Genomic DNA, 15,690 nt, shown 5'->3' on the forward strand with positions numbered 1-15,690 from the left:
CGACGACTACACACAAGGAACCTGCCATGGCACAGAATCCCAACCTCGCGGCGCTGGCCGCCGCGGGCGTCTCCGTCTGGCTCGACGACCTGTCCCGGGACCGGTTGCGGAGCGGCAACCTCAAGGAACTGATCGACACCAAGAGTGTCGTCGGTGTCACCACCAACCCGTCGATCTTCCAGGCCGCCCTGTCCAAGGGCACCGCCTATGACGCGCAGGTGGCCGAGCTCGCCGAGCGTGGCGCCGACGTCGACGCGACGATCCGCACCGTCACCACCGACGACGTGCGGGAGGCGTGCGACGTTCTGCGTCCGCAGTGGGAGGCCTCCGACGGTGTCGACGGCCGGGTCTCCATCGAGGTCGATCCGCGTCTGGCCCACGACGCCGACAAGACCATCCTGCAGGCCATCGAGCTGTGGAAGATCGTCGACCGGCCCAACCTGCTGATCAAGATCCCGGCCACGGAGGCGGGCCTACCCGCGATCACCGCCGTTCTGGCCGAAGGCATTTCGGTGAACGTGACGCTGATCTTCTCAGTGGAGCGCCACCGCGCGGTCATGGACGCCTACCTCGCCGGCCTCGAGGCCGCGAAGCAGGCCGGCCACGACCTGAACACCATTCATTCCGTGGCGTCGTTCTTCGTCTCCCGGGTCGACACCGAGATCGACGCCCGCCTGGAGAAGATCGGTTCGCCGGAGGCGTTGGCACTGCGCGGCAAGGCCGGTGTCGCCAACGCCCGCCTCGCCTACGCGGCCTACGAGGAGGTGTTCGTCGGCGGCAAGCGGTTCGAGCCGCTCGCCGAGGCCGGTGCCTGGGTCCAGCGACCGCTGTGGGCGTCGACCGGGGTGAAGAACCCGGACTACTCCGACACCCTGTACGTGACCGAACTGGTCGCACCCAACACCGTGAACACGATGCCGGAGAAGACCCTCGACGCCGTCGCCGACCACGGCGTGGTCACCGGCGACACGATCACCGGTACCGCGCAGGCGGCGCAGAAGGTCTTCGACGACCTCGACGCCATCGGCATCGACATTCGCGACGTCTTCCTGACACTCGAGAACGAGGGCGTGGAGAAGTTCGAGAAGTCGTGGCAGGAACTGCTCGACGCGACACAGGGCCAGCTCGACGCCGCGAAATGAGCGACGACCAGCAGCCGGTCCCCGGAGTGGTTGCGCCCGCCCCGGCGGGGTGGCGCAACCCGCTTCGCGACAAGCGCGACAAGCGGATGCCCCGTATCGCCGGGCCGTGCGGGGTCGTCATCTTCGGTGTGACCGGCGATCTGGCGCGCAAGAAGCTGATGCCGGCGATCTACGACCTGGCCAACCGCGGGCTGCTACCACCGTCGTTCTCCCTGGTCGGTTTCGCCCGGCGGGACTGGGCCGACGAGGATTTCGGCAAGATCGTCTACGACGCCGTCAAAGAGCACGCCCGCACCCCGTTCCGCCAGGAGGTGTGGGACCGGCTCGCCGAGGGGATCCGGTTCGTCTGCGGGACATTCGACGATGACGCTGCTTTCGTCCGGCTTTCCGAAACGCTGGAGAAGCTCGACGTCGACCGCGGCACGGGTGGCAATCACGCCTTCTACCTGTCTATTCCGCCCAAGGCCTTCCCCCAGGTGTGCGAGCAGCTGAAGAAGTCCGGGCTGGCCCGCCAGCAGGAGGGCCGCTGGAGCCGGGTGGTCATCGAGAAGCCGTTCGGCCACGACCTGCAGAGCGCGATCGAACTGAACTCGTTGGTCAACAGCGTCTTTCCCGAGGAGTCGGTGTTCCGCATCGACCACTACCTCGGCAAGGAGACCGTGCAGAACATCCTGGCGCTGCGGTTCGCCAATGAGCTCTACGAGCCGATCTGGAACAGCCACTACGTCGACAGTGTCCAGATCACGATGGCCGAGGACATCGGCCTGGGCGGCCGGGGCGGCTACTACGACGGCATCGGCGCGGCGCGCGACGTGATCCAGAACCATCTACTGCAGCTGCTGGCGCTGACGGCGATGGAAGAACCGGTCAGCTTCCACCCCAGAGAGGTTCGGGCCGAGAAGATCAAGGTGCTCTCGGCCACCTCGCTGGCCCAGCCGCTGGATCAGACCACATCGCGCGGGCAGTACACTGCGGGATGGCAGGGGGGCGAGAAGGTGGTCGGGCTGCTCGACGAGGAGGGCTTCTCCAAGGACTCCACCACCGAGACGTTCGCGGCGATCACCCTCGACGTCGACACCAGACGGTGGGCAGGGGTGCCGTTCTACTTACGAACCGGAAAACGGTTGGGGCGCAGGGTCACCGAGATCGCACTGGTTTTCAAGCGGGCGCCGCACCTACCGTTCGACGCCACCATGACCGAGGAGCTCGGGCAGAACGCCCTGGTGATCCGCGTCCAGCCCGACGAGGGAATCACGTTGCGGTTCGGCTCCAAGGTGCCCGGCAGTGCGATGGAAGTGCGTGACGTCAACATGGACTTCTCCTACGGGTCGGCCTTTGCCGAGGACTCCCCGGAGGCCTACGAGCGGTTGATCCTCGATGTGCTGCTGGGCGAACCCTCACTGTTCCCCGGCAACGCCGAGGTCGAATTGTCTTGGGAGATATTGGATCCGGTGCTCGACTATTGGGCGTCACACGGTAAGCCGGATCCGTACGAGTCAGGCACCTGGGGCCCGGAGTCGTCCTTCGAGATGCTGCAGCGCTCTGGCCGGGAATGGAGGCGGCCATGATCGTCGATTTCCCTGCCACCACGACGAATGACCTCAACAAGCGGATCACCTCGCTGCGCGAGGAGGGCGGCGCGATCACGCTGGGCCGCGTCCTGACCCTGGTCGTCGCCCCGGACAGCCTCGATCAGGTCGAGGACGCGATCGAGGCGGCAGTGTCGGCGAGCCGCGAGCATCCCTGCCGCATCATCGTGGTGGTGCCCGACGACCGCCTGGCCGCCGAGCCACGCCTCGATGGCCAGTTGCGGGTGGGCGGCGACGCGGGTGCCGGCGAGGTTGTGGTGCTGAAGATCTCCGGACCGTTGTCGGCGCATGCCAGCAGCGTGGTGCTGCCGTTCCTGCTGCCAGACACCCCGGTGGTCGCCTGGTGGCCCGGGGCGGCGCCCGCCGTGCCCGCCCAGGATCCTCTGGGCCGCTTGGCCATTCGCCGAATCACCGACGCCACGGGAGCAGCAGATCCGCTGGCCTCGATCAAGAGCAGGCTCGCGGGCTACACCGATGGCGACACCGACCTGGCTTGGAGCCGGATCACCTACTGGCGGGCGCTGCTGGCCTCTGCCATCGACCAGCCGCCGTACGAGCCGGTGACCTCGGCCGTGGTGTCCGGCCTGGAAAGTGAACCGGCACTGGACATCCTGGCCGGCTGGCTGGCCAGCCGGATAGATGGCACCGTCACACGCACCACCGGCGAACTGAAGGTCCAACTGGTCCGGCCGTCGGAGACGGTGACACTGAGCCGCCCGCAGGACGGTGTCACCGCCACGCTGAGCCGCACGGCCCGGCCCCAGGCGCTGCTGCCGCTGCCACGCCGGGAGACCCGCGACTGTCTGGCCGAGGACCTGCGTCGTCTCGACGCGGACGAGATCTACCACGAGGCGCTGGCCGGCATCGACAACGTGAACTACTCGTGAGGGGCCTGACACCGACATGACCCGAATCGTCGAAACCTACCCCGACACCGACGCCCTGGTGGCCGCCGCCGGGGACCGGCTCGTCGGGGCGATCACCGGCGCCATCGCCGCCCGCGGGCGGGCCCTGATCGTGCTCACCGGCGGGGGCACCGGCATCGGGCTGCTCAAGCACGTCGGCGCCCACGACGACGACGTCGACTGGTCCAAGGTCCATCTGTTCTGGGGTGACGAGCGCTACGTGCCTGCCGACGACGACGAGCGAAATGCCAAGCAGGCCCGCGAAGCGCTCCTCGACCATGTTGCCATCCCGGCTGCCAACGTCCATCCGATGGCAGCCAGCGACAGCGAGTTCGGCGACGACCTCGACGCGGCAGCAGCCGACTATGCGAACGTCCTGGCCGCGATCGCCGAACCCGGCGAGCCGGCACCGGTTTTCGATGTCCATCTGCTCGGCATGGGCGGCGAGGGACACGTCAACTCGTTGTTCCCGCACTCGGCGGCCACCCTGGAGACGACACGTCTGGTGGTCGGTGTGGCCGACTCCCCCAAGCCGCCGCCGCGGCGCATCACGCTGACGTTGCCTGCGGTGCAGCGCTCGCGGGAGGTGTGGCTGGTGGTCTCCGGCGAGGCCAAGGCCGACGCAGTGGCCGAGGCGATCGGCGGTGCGCAACCGGCGGACATCCCGGCGGCAGGCGCGATCGGGCGCGAGGCGACGGTCTGGCTACTCGACGCCACGGCCGCGAGCAAGCTGACACACTGACCTGATGGTTGACAAGACGCCGCCGCCCCGAAGCGGCCGCGACCGGATCAAGACGCTCGCGCAGGCGGCGCTGAACGCCGATGTGACCGTCGATCAACTCGACACGATCCTGGTCGGCATGAGTGAGGCCCTCACCGATCTGAACAAGACGTTGAGCGGGATGAACGGCACCATGGAGTACTTCGAGGAAACCTTGGGCGTCTTCAACACCACCTTGACCAGGATCGACGAACTGGCACCGCGGCTCAACGCCGTCGTCGCGCGGATGGAGGGCGTCGTCGCGCGAGTGGAGCGGATCGTCGGAATCGGCGAAGCGGTGATGTCACCGCTGGCGGCGACCGAATCGGCGGTGCGCGGCATGGTCAACGCGGTGCGTCGCGCCGCCCACTGAGCGCTAGCCCGGCAGCTTCTCGACCTCGAGGCGACGGATGCGGTGGTGCCGGCCGAAGCCGTTGATCGCCGTCTCTGCCGCAGCCTCGGCCAGGTCGTGAACGACCCGGACGACATGGGTCGCGCCGAACAGAAGTGTCGGCAACTCGGGCACGTGGGCAAACTCCTCGCGAACCTTGCGCAGGTAACTACCGGTCAAGCTGATCGCGCTGACCCTGGCGGGAAGTTCCGGACCGCGAAAGGCGTGATAGTCGACGCCGAGCGGTAGGCCGACGGCCGCGGACGCGGTCTGGGCCGTGCACTGGTCCGCCACGGCGATCGTCGCCGCGTTGATACCGAAACACTGCAGCATGGATTCGGCCAAGGCGCGGGCCGATGCGTGTGGCGCTGCGACGAACAGCACGTGGGTCACAGTCAATGAGCCTCCGGTCAGCGATGCGACACCCAGCCGGCGACACCGGTGGCCGCTGAATGATGTCATAGTTCCGGCCCGGACAATACCCAAATATTGCCGATGTCGCGGCCCACCAAAAATGTTGTGTCTCAGGCGAAGAGCACCGAACGTAACCATGACACCCGGATGGCAGAATCTGGCAAACCTCGACCCGCCGGGGTCACCACCAGCCGTCGGCCGGATCGGCCACGCTCCAGTCGGCCAGAACCGGGGGTGGCACCAACGGGAGAGGGCCGATCAGCTCGGCTGTGTTGTCCATCGAGACCTCACCGGGTTGCGTCATACCGACTTCGACGGTGCCCGGCGGCCGCCGGTTCCGCGACGTTCGGCTAGCCGCTGTTGCGCAGGGCGGTCGCCAGGCCGCTCATGGTGAGCAGGATGCCGCGCTGCACCAGTTCGTCGGTGTCCCCGGAGCGGTATCGACGTAACAATTCCACCTGAAGGTGGTTCAGCGGTTCGAGGTAGGGAAACCGGTTGAACACCGACCGGGCCAGCGACGGGTTGTCGGCCAGCAGGTCGTCGTGGCCGGTGATCAGCTTGTGCATGCGGATGGTGCGGTCGTGTTCGGCCAGGATCTTGTCGAAGACCCGCTGCCGCAGTTCGGCGTCGGCGACCAGTTCGGAGTAGCGGGCCGCCAGCCCCATGTCGGCCTTGGCCAGCACCTGCGCCATGTTGGACAACACGGTGGCGAAGAACGGCCACTTGGCATAGAGGTCCTGCAGCACGTGGAGCCTGGACTCGTCGCCGGCGATCCACTCCTCGAAGGCGGTGCCGGTGCCATACCAGCCGGGCAGCATCACCCGCGACTGGCTCCAGGCCAGCACCCACGGAATCGCCCGGAGATCGGAGATCGACGTAGTGGGCTTGCGGGAGGTGGGGCGGCTGCCGATGTTGAGCGAGCCGATTTCGCTGACCGGGGTGGACTCCTTGAAGTACTCGACGAATCCCGGTGTCTCGTGGACCAATTCGGAGTATGCCCGTTGCGCGCGTGCGGCGAGGTCGTCGAGCACTTCGTAGGCGGGCCCGGCGGCGTCACCGAGACCCTCGACGTCGAGCAGTGTCGACTCCAGCGTCGCGGCCAGCAGCGTCTCCAGATTGCGGTGCGCGATGCGGGGTTCGGCGTACTTGGCGGCGATCACCTCACCCTGTTCGGTCAGCCGCAGCGAGCCGTTGACCGCGCCCGGCGGCTGGGCCAGGATGGCGTCGTAACTCGGCCCGCCGCCGCGTCCCACGGTGCCGCCGCGGCCGTGGAACAGCCGTAGGCGAATTCCGGTCTTGCGGGCGGATTCGACCAGGTCCAGCTCAGCCCGGTAGAGCGCCCAGTTGGCCGCGAGGTAGCCCCCGTCCTTGTTCGAGTCGGAGTAGCCGAGCATGACCTCCTGACTCTCGCCCCGGGCGTGCACCATCGCCCGGTACAGCGGCAGGTCGAGAATCGACTCCAGGATCGACGATCCGCGCTGCAGGTCGTCGATGGTCTCGAACAGCGGCACGATCCCGACGGGGGCGTACACCTGCTCCGACGAAACATCCAGCAGTCCTGCTTCTTTGAGCAGGATCGCCGCTTCGAGCATGTCTGATACCGACTGGCACATCGAGATGATGTAGTTGGGCACCGCCGCAGCGCCGAAGACCCGCACCGCCCGCGCTGCGGCGAACACGATGTCGAGCTCCTTGCGCGCGAGCTCGGACAGCTCGGCATCGTCGCGGATCAGCGGGCGGCGGGTGGCCAGCTCGGCGACCAGGAGCTCCACCCGCTCCGGCTCGGGCAGCGACGCGTAGTCCGCGTGCACGCCTGCCCACGCCAGCAGCTCGGCGACCACCTGCTCGTGCGTTTCGGAGTTCTGCCGCATGTCCAGCCCACTGAGGTGGAACCCGAAGGCGTCCACCGCGTCGCGAAGGCGCGCCAAGCGGTCATCGGCCAGCAGGCCACTTCCGTTGCGCCCCAGCGAATCACCGATGACGTCGAGATCGGCCAGCAGTTCCGCCGGTGTGCTGTAAGGCGGCAGCCCCAGGTCGAGAATGTGCTCGGGCTGGCGGTCGAGGATGTTCGCGGCGGTGGCGGTCAGCCGGGCGTGCACCACGCGCAACGCCCTGCGGTAGGGCTCGTCGGAGCGGGCCGGCTCGTCCAGTCCTGCAGCCAGCTCCTGCAGTTCGTCAGAGGTCTTGACCAGCCGGGCCGACATCGACAGCTCCTGCTCGAGCGAGGTCAGTTCGGCGAAGTAATGCGCCAGCGCGGTGTAGGCGGCGCTGCCGGTCGCCAGCCGCACGACGTCGGCGGTGACATTCGGATTACCGTCGCGGTCGCCGCCGATCCACGACCCCGGGCGCAGGATCGGCTCGGGCAGCAGCTCGGCGCCCGGCCACCGGGCGCGGAGCGCGTCGCGCACCTCGGCGTTGACCTTAGGGATCACCTCGAAGAATGCCGCCGGGTAGTAGCGCAGGCCGACTTCGATCTCGTCTTGAATCTTCAAGCGGGACAACCGGATCAGGGCCGTCTGCCAGAGCGTGAGGATCTGCAGCCGCAGCTCGGTTTCGACGGGCCGGCCGTCCTCTGTCTCGTCCTGGCCGTGCAGCCGCAGCCGCATGAGCTGCGTGATGCGGTGCTGGGTGTCGAACACCGTGCGCCTGCGGGTCTCCGTCGGGTGGGCGGTGATCACCGGCGAGACCAGCGCCCCGCGTAACGCCGCGGCGACGGTGTCGGCGTCGAGTTCGGCCGCCTCGAGCTTGCGGTAGGTGGCGGCCAGCGTGCTGTTCTGCGGCGGCTCCCCTTCCGCGACGTGAACGGCGCGGCGACGCTCCCGGTGGATGTCTTCGGCGACGTTGGCCAGCAGGGCGAAGTGGGTGAAGGCGCGGATGACCGGGATAGCCCGGTGGATGTCGATTCCGTCGAAGAGCCGGGCCAGTTCAGTGCGGTCGATCTCGGAGCGGCGGACCCGGAATGACTCCACCCTGGCCCGTTCGACGAGGTCGAAAACCTCCTCGCCGTTCTGTTCACGCACCGTGTCGCCGAGGATCGCGCCGAGCAGGCGGATGTCGCGGCGCATCGGTTCGGTGGCCTCCCGCCCGACCTGGGTGCGATGCACGGCACCGATCGGTTCGAGCGTCACATCAGAGACCTCTGCCATGTGTCCAGTATCGGCGCGGGGTGGCCAGCCCGCAGGACGAGGGGCGCCAGACCATCCACAGATCCCGATTCATCCACAGCCCGGCCGCTTGCCCGCCAAGTGGGAACATATGTTCGATAACGTGGGTTCATGACCGCGTGCGAACCGCTGACCGCCGAGGCGGTGCAGGAGGTGGTTCGCGCCGAGCTCGATGCGATCGAGGGTGCTTACACCCGGCTGCGGACGACATGTACTGACCTGGTGGGCAATGCTTTTCGGATCGAGATGGCCGAACGGCTGGAATATCAGCAGCGAACCAACCGGGGGCTGTCCTACCGGATGTTCGGCGAGATCGCCGAGCCGATGGACGGTCCTGACGACGGACGGCTACCCGTCGGGGTCAAGATGCGCGACGCGCTGGCCGCCCGGCTTCGGCTGACCGGCGGCGAGGTGCGCCGACGCTTCCGGGTCGCGGCACGGATCCGGCCCCGCCGATCGCTGACCGGGCCACCGCTCGCACCTGAACTGCCCGAGCTGGCCGCCGCGGTGCACGCGGGCGACGTCGGCGACGACCACATCAGCGCCGTCTGCCGGGCGCTGGACCTGTTGCCTGCGTCGGTGTCAGCCCGCGACAAGGAGAGGGCGGAGCGGGCGCTGGTACGCCATGCCCGCGAACAGGATTCACAGTTCGTCACCGTGGTCGGCGCGACGATCGCGGACTGCCTCAATCCCGACGGCAACTTCACCGACGAGGATCGCGCCCGGCGCCGCAGCCTGCGGCTGGGCCGCCAGGGCGCCGACGGGATGAGCCGACTGTCCGGCTGGCTCGACCCCGAGGCCCGCTCCTACCTGGAGGCGGTGATCGCGGCGGTGCGCCCCGGGCGCCATCAGCCCGACGGCGACGAGCGCGACACCCGAAGCTGCGAACAACGCGGCCACGACGCGCTGAAGCTGGCCCTGCGAGCGGCGATCGGGTCAGGTGCCCTGGGCAAGCATCGGGGAATGCCGGTGACCGTTGTCGTGACGACCACCCTGTCCGAACTCGACCAGGCCGCGCGTGCGGTCAACGATCCCGACGTGCCGATGCCGCCGCCGGCGCGGACCGGGGGAACCGGCCGGCTTCCGATGCGCGATCTGATCCGCATGGCCAGTGGGTCCGTCCACTATCTCGCGGTATTCGAGGACCACTCGGCACGACCGCTCTACCTTGGCCGTTCCAAACGCCTGGCAACGCCGGACCATCGGATCATCTGCCACGCCCGAGACGGCGGCTGCACCAAACCGAATTGCTTCGTGCGGGGATACGACTGCGAAGTGCATCACGCACGGGCCTGGCGAGCGGGCGGGCCGACCGATGCCGACAACCTGTACTTCGGCTGCTACGGCGACCACGACGCGGCGACCGACGGTGTGTACGACACGACGGTGACCGGGGACGGACGCATCGCGTGGTCGGACGGCACCGGTCCCCCGCGGGTCAACGAGGTCCACCACCCCGAGCGATTACTCGAAGACGGGGGCGACTCCCCGTGAGGCGGGGCAGGATCGCAGGTGTGCAGGGCGATTCGACGACGGTATTCATTGCGCGACGGGTCATCACGATGGATCCGGCGCATCCGGAGGCCACCGCGGTAGCCGTGGCCGGCGGCCGGATCGTCGCCGTCGGCGAGGTTGACGAACTACGCGGCTCCGGCGAGGTCGACGACGCGTTCGCCGATGCGATTGTCTGCCCAGGCCTGATCGACCAGCACCTGCATCCGATCCTCGGAGCGACGACGCTGACCACAGAGGTCATCGCCATCGAAGACTGGGACCTCCCGGGACGGAGCTGTCCGGCCGCGACGTCGCCGGAGAGCTACCGGGCTCGCCTCGCCGTGGCCCACCAGGGACTGGCCGATCCTGCCGAGTGGCTGTTCAGCTGGGGCTACCACAAACTCTGGCACGGGCCGCTGGACCGAGCGGCGCTCGACGCCATCAGCTCGACCCGCCCGATTGCGGTGTGGCAGCGCTCGTGCCACGAGTGGTTCCTCAACAGCGCCGCCATCGACGCGCTCGGCCTCACCGCCGCCGACATGGCCGACCAGGGCCCAGCCGGCGAGATGGTCGACTTCGATGGCGGGCACTGGTGGGAGATGGGGATGAATCTGCTCCTGACACGGCTGTCGCCGGTGTTCATGAATGCTGAGCGGCTCACCGCGGGGCTACGCCAGCTGGTGGACTACCTGCACCGCAACGGGGTCACCGCGATCAACGAGCCCGGCATCATGTGGGATATCGAACCGTGGCCGCTGTATCAGGAGCTCCTCGCGGACGACGAAACCCCTTTCCTGTCAACGTTTCTGGTTGACGCCCGTAGTCAGGCTGACTCGGGGCTTGATCCGGGTGATGCGGTGGCGGACGCCGAACGCCAAGTGGCTCGCGCCTCCGCGGGCAAGGTGCGGCTGCTTCCCAAACAGGTGAAGCTGTTCGCCGACGGCGCGATCATCAGCCAGCTGATGCAGATGCGCGACCCGTATCTCGACGACGCGGGCCACCCCGACCTGTGCCATCACGGCGAGTGGATGATGCAGCCCGACACCTTTCGCGCATTCGCGAAGGCCTACTGGCACGCCGACTGGCAACTGCACATCCACGTCAACGGTGACGCCGCGCTCGACCTTGTTCTCGACACCATTGCCGAATGTCAGGCCGCTCATCCTCGTGCCGATCACAGGACCGTCATAGTGCACTTCGCCAACTCGACAGAGGAACAGGTCGACCGCATCGCCGAGTTGGGCTGCATCGTCTCAGCCAACCCCTACTACCCCGTCGGCTTCGCCGACCAGTACGCCCGCCACGGACTCGGCCCCGGACGGGCCGACACGATGGTGCGTGCGGCATCGGTCCTTCGCCGCGGCATTCCCCTGTCGCTGCACTCCGACCTCCCTATGGGGCCTGCCGCGCCGCTGACGCTGGCCTGGTGCGCCGTCAATCGCCGGACGCCGGATGGGCGAATAGCCGGACCCGAACAGCGGATCTCGGTGCACGACGCGCTGCGGGGCGTCACGATCGAGGCCGCTTACTCGTGGCGGATGGAAGACCAGCTGGGCAGCATCACGGTGGGCAAGATGGCCAACTTCACGGTGCTCGCCGAGGACCCTTACGCAGTCAACCCGGGGGCGATCAACACGATCCCGGTGCTGGGGACCGTCTACGACGGCCGATGGTTTCCGGTCAGGAGTACTTGATCTGCAGCGCCATGCCGATGATGGACACCACCCAGATGCCGGTGACGAACAACGTCAGGCGGTCGAGGTTCTTCTCCACCACGGTAGAACCGGACAGGCTGGACTGCACGCCGCCGCCGAACAGGGTCGACAGGCCGCCACCCTTGGCGCGGTGCAACAGCACCAACAGGACCACCAGGACGCTGGTGACCACCAGGATGATCTGCAGGGTCAAAACCATGGCAGCCAGAATACCGGGTTCGCGCCTCGGTTACGGCAGCGGCCCGCCCGCAGCGATCGCCGAGAGGATTGCGAACTGCTCCCCATCCAGGGATGCACCCCCGACCAGGGCACCGTCGACGTCCTCCTGGGCGACGATCTCGCCGACGTTCTTGGCGTTGACGGAGCCGCCGTAGAGCACGCGTACACCCGCAGCGATCTGGGGAGTTGCGATGTTGGCCAGCTCAGCGCGGATCGCACTGCAGACCTCCTGCGCGTCGGCCGCGCTGGCCACCCGGCCGGTGCCGATCGCCCACACCGGCTCGTAGGCGATGACGACGTTGGTCAGCTGCTCATTAGTCAGCCCGGCCAGTGAGCCGCGCAGCTGCTCGACGTTGTACTCCACGTGATTGCCGGCCTCGCGCACGTCGAGGTGCTCGCCGATGCAGACGATCGGGATCAGGCCGTGCCGGAACGCCGCGGCGGCCTTGGCGGCCACCAGTGCGTCGTCCTCGTGGTGATAGGTGCGCCGCTCGGAGTGACCGACGACGGCGAACGTGCATCCCAGCTTTGCCAGGAACGCACCGCTGATGTCGCCGGTGTAGGCCCCCGAGTCGTGCTGCGACAGGTCCTGGGCTCCATAGGTCAACCGCAGCTTGTCGCCGTCGACAAGGGTCTGCACACTGCGCAGATCAGTGAACGGCGGGATAACCGTGACGTCGACCTTGTCGAAGTACTTGTCGGGCAACGAGAATGCGATCTTCTGGACAAGAGCGATGGCCTCGTAATGGTTGAGGTTCATCTTCCAGTTGCCGGCGATCAGCGGCTTACGGGACACAGGACTCCTAATTCAGAATCTCGATACCGGGCAGTGACTTGCCCTCAAGGTATTCCAGCGATGCGCCGCCGCCGGTGGAAATGTGCGAGAAGCCGTCCTCCGGCAGACCGAGCTGACGCACGGCCGCCGCCGAGTCGCCGCCGCCCACCACGCTGAACGCACCCTTCGCGGTGGCGCCGATGATGGCCTCGGCCACGCCCTTGGTCCCCGCAGAGAAGGCCGGGAACTCGAACACGCCCATCGGCCCGTTCCAGAAGATGGTGCGCGCGTTCGACAGCAGTGTGCTGAACCTCTTGACCGACTCCGGCCCGATGTCCAGGCCCATCTTGTCGGCCGGAATCTTGTCAGCCGCAACGGTTTCCGCCGGTGAGTCCGCAGCGAACGCCGCCGCCACGACGATGTCGACCGGCAGGTGGATCACGTCACCATAGGTTTCCAGCAGCTGACGGCAGGTGTCGATCATCTCTTCCTGGAGCAGCGAGCTTCCTACCGAAAGCCCTTGCGCAGCAAGGAATGTGAAGCACATGCCACCACCGATGATCAGGCTGTCGGCTTTGGTGGCCAGGTTCTCGATCACGGCGAGTTTGTCGGACACCTTCGAGCCGCCCAACACCACCGCATACGGCCGCTCGCCGGCGGAGGTGAGCTGCTCGAGGACCTTGACCTCGGCCGCCACCAGAGTGCCCGCATAGTGCGGCAACAGCGTCGCCACGTCGTACACCGAGGCCTGCTTGCGGTGCACGACCCCGAACCCGTCGGAGACGAACGCGCCGTCTTCCCCGACCAGTTCGACCAGCGCCTTGGCCAATGCCAGCCGTTCAGCGTCGTCCTTGCTGGTCTCGCGCGGGTCGAAGCGGATGTTCTCTAGCAGCAGCACATCACCGTCGGTGAGGCCTTCGGCGCGCGCCAGCGCGTCGGTGCCGACGACGTCACGAGCCAGCTGGACGTGGCGGCCCAGCTGCTCCCCCAGCGCCGCAGCGACCGGGGCCAGCGAGAGCTTCGGATCCGGCCCGCCCTTGGGCCGGCCCAAGTGCGCGGTCACGATGACCTTGGCACCGGCCTCGGCCAGCGCCTTCAACGTCGGCACCGAGGCGATTATGCGGCCCGGATCGGTGATCACACCGTCGTCGAGCGGGACGTTGAGGTCGGAGCGCACCAAGACGCCCCGACCCTCCACACCCTCGGCGAGCAGGTCGGAAAGAGTCTTGACAGTCATCGCTGTTAGAGCGACTTGCCGACCAGGCCGACGAGGTCGACCAGGCGGTTGGAGTAGCCCCACTCGTTGTCATACCAGGACACCACCTTGGCCTGGTTGTCGATGACCTTGGTCAGCTCGGAATCGAAGATCGAGCTGTGCGGGTCGGTGACGATGTCGCTGGACACGATCGGCGCCGCGTAGTACTTCAGGATGCCCTTGAGCTTGCCCTCGGCCGCGGCCTTGAGCGCCGCGTTGATGTCGGCCGCACTTGCGTGCTTGCTGAGCTCGACGGTCAGGTCGGTGACCGAGCCGGTGGGGATCGGCACCCGCAGCGCGTAGCCGTCCAGCTTGCCCTTCAGCTCGGGCAGCACCAACCCGATGGCCTTGGCGGCGCCGGTCGAGGTGGGCACGATGTTCACCGCGGCCGCGCGGGCACGGCGCAGATCCTTGTGCGGGCCGTCCTGCAGGTTCTGGTCGCCGGTGTAGGCGTGGATGGTGGTCATCAGACCGCGCACGATGCCGAACTCGTCGTTGACGACCTTGGCCAGCGGGCCGAGGCAGTTCGTGGTGCACGAGGCGTTGGAGATGACGTTCTGGCTGCCGTCGTACTTGTCGTCGTTGACGCCGATGACGATGGTGATGTCCTCGTCCTTGGCCGGCGCGGAGATGATGACCTTCTTTACACCCGACTCCAGGTGTCCGCGGGCCCGGGCGTCGTTGAAGATGCCCGTTGACTCGACCACGATGTCGACACCGAGGTCACCCCACGGGATAGCCGCCGGACCTTCCTTGACCTCGAACGCCTTGATCTTGGTGTTGCCGATGACGATGGTGTCCTCGCCCTCGAGGCTGACATCCTCCGGCAGCCGGCCCAGGATCGAGTCGAACTTCAGCAGGTGCGCGAGGGTGGTGTTGTCGGTGAGGTCGTTGACCGCCACGATCTCGATGTCTTTGGCTTTGCCTTCGGCTTGCTGCGTCGCCAGGGCCCGGTAGAAGTTGCGTCCGATGCGGCCGAAGCCGTTAACGCCAACCCGGATCGTCACGTCTGTCTCCTTGAGTCGCTTCCAGTGCTCGGGCTCAGCCTAGTAGCGACACCGACAGCGTGCGCGACCGGTTGCGATGTCCGTTCGATACGGCTCACGCGCCGGTCTGGTCGAGCCTGTCCGACCCGGTCCACCGCTGCCGGATCGACGGCAGCGTCCCGTCCCGTTCCAGGTCGGCCTGCGCCACGTTGATCCGCGCCAACAGTGCCGCGTCGCTGGTGGGTACGGCGATCGCGATCTTCTCGGCGGTGATCCCGCGCTGCACCACCTCGACGCCGGGCAGCGGCGCGACGACGTCGGTGAGCACCGGCGCCAGCTTCATGAAGGCATCGCAGCGTCCGGTGGTCAGGTCGCGCACGATGGTGCGGATACTGCTGTAGTCGTAGACCCGAACCCGGGCGGCTTTGCCTTCGGCGACAAGCCGGTTGGCGATCGGCTGGCTGGTGTTGCCCTGCTGAACACCGATCGTCAGCCCCTCGAGATCGTCGACCGAGTGCACCCCGGGCAGTCGGGAGGTGTCGACGGCCAGGGCTTGGCCCGAGATCAGGTAGGGATCGCAGAACGATGCTTTGAGCGCGCGGGAACCGGTGACGGTGGTGCCCGAGGTGACGCAGTCGAACTCGCCCGAATCCAGTGCATCGAAGATGCCGTTGAAATCGCGCCCCCGGTAGGCGATGAACTCCACAGCGCGGCCCAGCCTGTGGCCGATCGCCTCGATCAGATCGACGTCGAGGCCGCCGCGGCCGTCATCACCCGCCGAGTTGAACGGCGGATCGGGGAACGCCGCCCCGACGCGCAACACGCCTTCACCGCCGGTCATGGCGAAACCGTAACGAACCTCGCGCAGGATCGACAGCCGC

15 protein-coding genes are annotated in these 15,690 nt (G+C 67.4%); 7 read left to right on the top strand and 8 right to left on the bottom strand.

Annotated features, from left to right (window positions below; all coding sequences use genetic code 11):
• The first annotated feature begins 26 nt into the window (after nt 1-26).
• From tal to HBE64_RS12850, 5 genes are read left to right on the top strand one after another with little or no spacing between them, the layout of a single operon-like run.
• Nucleotides 27-1,142 carry a transaldolase gene (gene tal / locus HBE64_RS12830; RefSeq protein WP_167102506.1) on the top strand — a complete coding sequence of 372 codons (1,116 nt, stop codon included), beginning with the start codon at nt 27-29 and terminating at the stop codon, nt 1,140-1,142.
• Nucleotides 1,139-2,710 (top strand): glucose-6-phosphate dehydrogenase, encoded by a 1,572-nt coding sequence (gene zwf, locus HBE64_RS12835; RefSeq protein WP_167102509.1) that lies wholly within the window; start codon nt 1,139-1,141, stop codon nt 2,708-2,710. The genes tal and zwf overlap by 4 nt, the downstream gene beginning before the upstream one ends.
• The gene (gene opcA / locus HBE64_RS12840) at nt 2,707-3,618 is read left to right on the top strand and encodes a glucose-6-phosphate dehydrogenase assembly protein OpcA (protein ID WP_167102512.1); all 912 of its coding nucleotides are present in this window, start codon (nt 2,707-2,709) and stop codon (nt 3,616-3,618) included. Before zwf ends, opcA begins: the two co-directional genes overlap by 4 nt.
• A 16-nt stretch (nt 3,619-3,634) precedes the next feature.
• Nucleotides 3,635-4,378 carry a 6-phosphogluconolactonase gene (gene pgl, locus HBE64_RS12845; protein WP_167102515.1) on the top strand — a complete coding sequence of 248 codons (744 nt, stop codon included), beginning with the start codon at nt 3,635-3,637 and terminating at the stop codon, nt 4,376-4,378.
• A 4-nt stretch (nt 4,379-4,382) separates the two neighbouring features.
• The gene (locus tag HBE64_RS12850; RefSeq protein ID WP_167102518.1) at nt 4,383-4,769 is read left to right on the top strand and encodes an ATPase; all 387 of its coding nucleotides are present in this window, start codon (nt 4,383-4,385) and stop codon (nt 4,767-4,769) included.
• A 3-nt stretch (nt 4,770-4,772) separates the two neighbouring features.
• Here the strand turns inward: HBE64_RS12850 and HBE64_RS12855 are convergent, their stop codons facing one another.
• From HBE64_RS12855 to ppc, 3 genes are all read right to left on the bottom strand, one after another.
• Nucleotides 4,773-5,186: a hypothetical protein gene (locus tag HBE64_RS12855; RefSeq protein ID WP_167102521.1), complete on the bottom strand. Its 414-nt coding sequence runs from the start codon at nt 5,184-5,186 to the stop codon at nt 4,773-4,775.
• A gap of 196 nt (nt 5,187-5,382) precedes the next feature.
• The gene (locus tag HBE64_RS24860) at nt 5,383-5,505 is read right to left on the bottom strand and encodes a hypothetical protein (protein WP_256367272.1); all 123 of its coding nucleotides are present in this window, start codon (nt 5,503-5,505) and stop codon (nt 5,383-5,385) included.
• A gap of 46 nt (nt 5,506-5,551) precedes the next feature.
• Nucleotides 5,552-8,347, bottom strand: a complete 2,796-nt coding sequence (gene ppc, locus HBE64_RS12860; RefSeq protein WP_167102524.1) for a phosphoenolpyruvate carboxylase — start codon at nt 8,345-8,347, stop codon at nt 5,552-5,554.
• Between the two features lie 129 nt (nt 8,348-8,476).
• Here ppc and HBE64_RS12865 point away from each other — a divergent pair, with 129 nt between their 5' ends.
• Nucleotides 8,477-9,859 carry an HNH endonuclease signature motif containing protein gene (locus HBE64_RS12865; RefSeq protein ID WP_167102527.1) on the top strand — a complete coding sequence of 461 codons (1,383 nt, stop codon included), beginning with the start codon at nt 8,477-8,479 and terminating at the stop codon, nt 9,857-9,859.
• 20 nt (nt 9,860-9,879) lie between these two features.
• A complete protein-coding gene (locus HBE64_RS12870; RefSeq protein ID WP_167102530.1) occupies nt 9,880-11,553 on the top strand; it encodes an amidohydrolase in 1,674 nt (557 codons plus the stop codon).
• Here HBE64_RS12870 and secG read toward each other — a convergent pair.
• The 5 genes from secG to HBE64_RS12895 form a co-directional block, all read right to left on the bottom strand.
• Nucleotides 11,540-11,773: a preprotein translocase subunit SecG gene (secG, locus tag HBE64_RS12875; RefSeq protein WP_047330334.1), complete on the bottom strand. Its 234-nt coding sequence runs from the start codon at nt 11,771-11,773 to the stop codon at nt 11,540-11,542. The two genes, HBE64_RS12870 and secG, sit on opposite strands and share 14 nt — an antisense overlap.
• Nucleotides 11,774-11,803: 30 nt before the next feature.
• Nucleotides 11,804-12,589, bottom strand: coding sequence for a triose-phosphate isomerase (gene tpiA, locus HBE64_RS12880; protein ID WP_167102533.1), 786 nt, complete (start codon nt 12,587-12,589; stop codon nt 11,804-11,806).
• Nucleotides 12,590-12,596: 7 nt separating this feature from the next.
• Nucleotides 12,597-13,805 (bottom strand): phosphoglycerate kinase, encoded by a 1,209-nt coding sequence (gene pgk, locus HBE64_RS12885; protein WP_167102536.1) that lies wholly within the window; start codon nt 13,803-13,805, stop codon nt 12,597-12,599.
• Nucleotides 13,806-13,810: 5 nt separating this feature from the next.
• The gene (gap, locus tag HBE64_RS12890) at nt 13,811-14,830 is read right to left on the bottom strand and encodes a type I glyceraldehyde-3-phosphate dehydrogenase (protein ID WP_167102540.1); all 1,020 of its coding nucleotides are present in this window, start codon (nt 14,828-14,830) and stop codon (nt 13,811-13,813) included.
• A 94-nt stretch (nt 14,831-14,924) separates the two neighbouring features.
• On the bottom strand, nt 14,925-15,650 hold the full coding sequence (locus HBE64_RS12895; RefSeq protein ID WP_167102543.1) for an ABC transporter substrate-binding protein: 726 nt from the start codon (nt 15,648-15,650) through the stop codon (nt 14,925-14,927).
• Nucleotides 15,651-15,690: the final 40 nt, after the last annotated feature.

It is taken from the genome of Mycobacterium sp. DL592, from assembly GCF_011694515.1.
Lineage (GTDB): Bacteria > Actinomycetota > Actinomycetes > Mycobacteriales > Mycobacteriaceae > Mycobacterium.

What these genes read in the sequence shown, in the direction of transcription:
- ppc (WP_167102524.1), bottom strand. Translation starts at nt 8,347, where the DNA reads ATGGCAGAGGTCTCTGATGTGACGCTCGAACCGATCGGTGCCGTGCAT.
- HBE64_RS12895 (WP_167102543.1), bottom strand. Translation starts at nt 15,650, where the DNA reads ATGACCGGCGGTGAAGGCGTGTTGCGCGTCGGGGCGGCGTTCCCCGAT.
- HBE64_RS24860 (WP_256367272.1), bottom strand. Translation starts at nt 5,505, where the DNA reads ATGACGCAACCCGGTGAGGTCTCGATGGACAACACAGCCGAGCTGATC.
- zwf (WP_167102509.1), top strand. Translation starts at nt 1,139, where the DNA reads ATGAGCGACGACCAGCAGCCGGTCCCCGGAGTGGTTGCGCCCGCCCCG.
- opcA (WP_167102512.1), top strand. Translation starts at nt 2,707, where the DNA reads ATGATCGTCGATTTCCCTGCCACCACGACGAATGACCTCAACAAGCGG.
- tal (WP_167102506.1), top strand. Translation starts at nt 27, where the DNA reads ATGGCACAGAATCCCAACCTCGCGGCGCTGGCCGCCGCGGGCGTCTCC.
- HBE64_RS12865 (WP_167102527.1), top strand. Translation starts at nt 8,477, where the DNA reads ATGACCGCGTGCGAACCGCTGACCGCCGAGGCGGTGCAGGAGGTGGTT.
- secG (WP_047330334.1), bottom strand. Translation starts at nt 11,773, where the DNA reads ATGGTTTTGACCCTGCAGATCATCCTGGTGGTCACCAGCGTCCTGGTG.
- pgl (WP_167102515.1), top strand. Translation starts at nt 3,635, where the DNA reads ATGACCCGAATCGTCGAAACCTACCCCGACACCGACGCCCTGGTGGCC.
- HBE64_RS12850 (WP_167102518.1), top strand. Translation starts at nt 4,383, where the DNA reads ATGGTTGACAAGACGCCGCCGCCCCGAAGCGGCCGCGACCGGATCAAG.
- pgk (WP_167102536.1), bottom strand. Translation starts at nt 13,805, where the DNA reads ATGACTGTCAAGACTCTTTCCGACCTGCTCGCCGAGGGTGTGGAGGGT.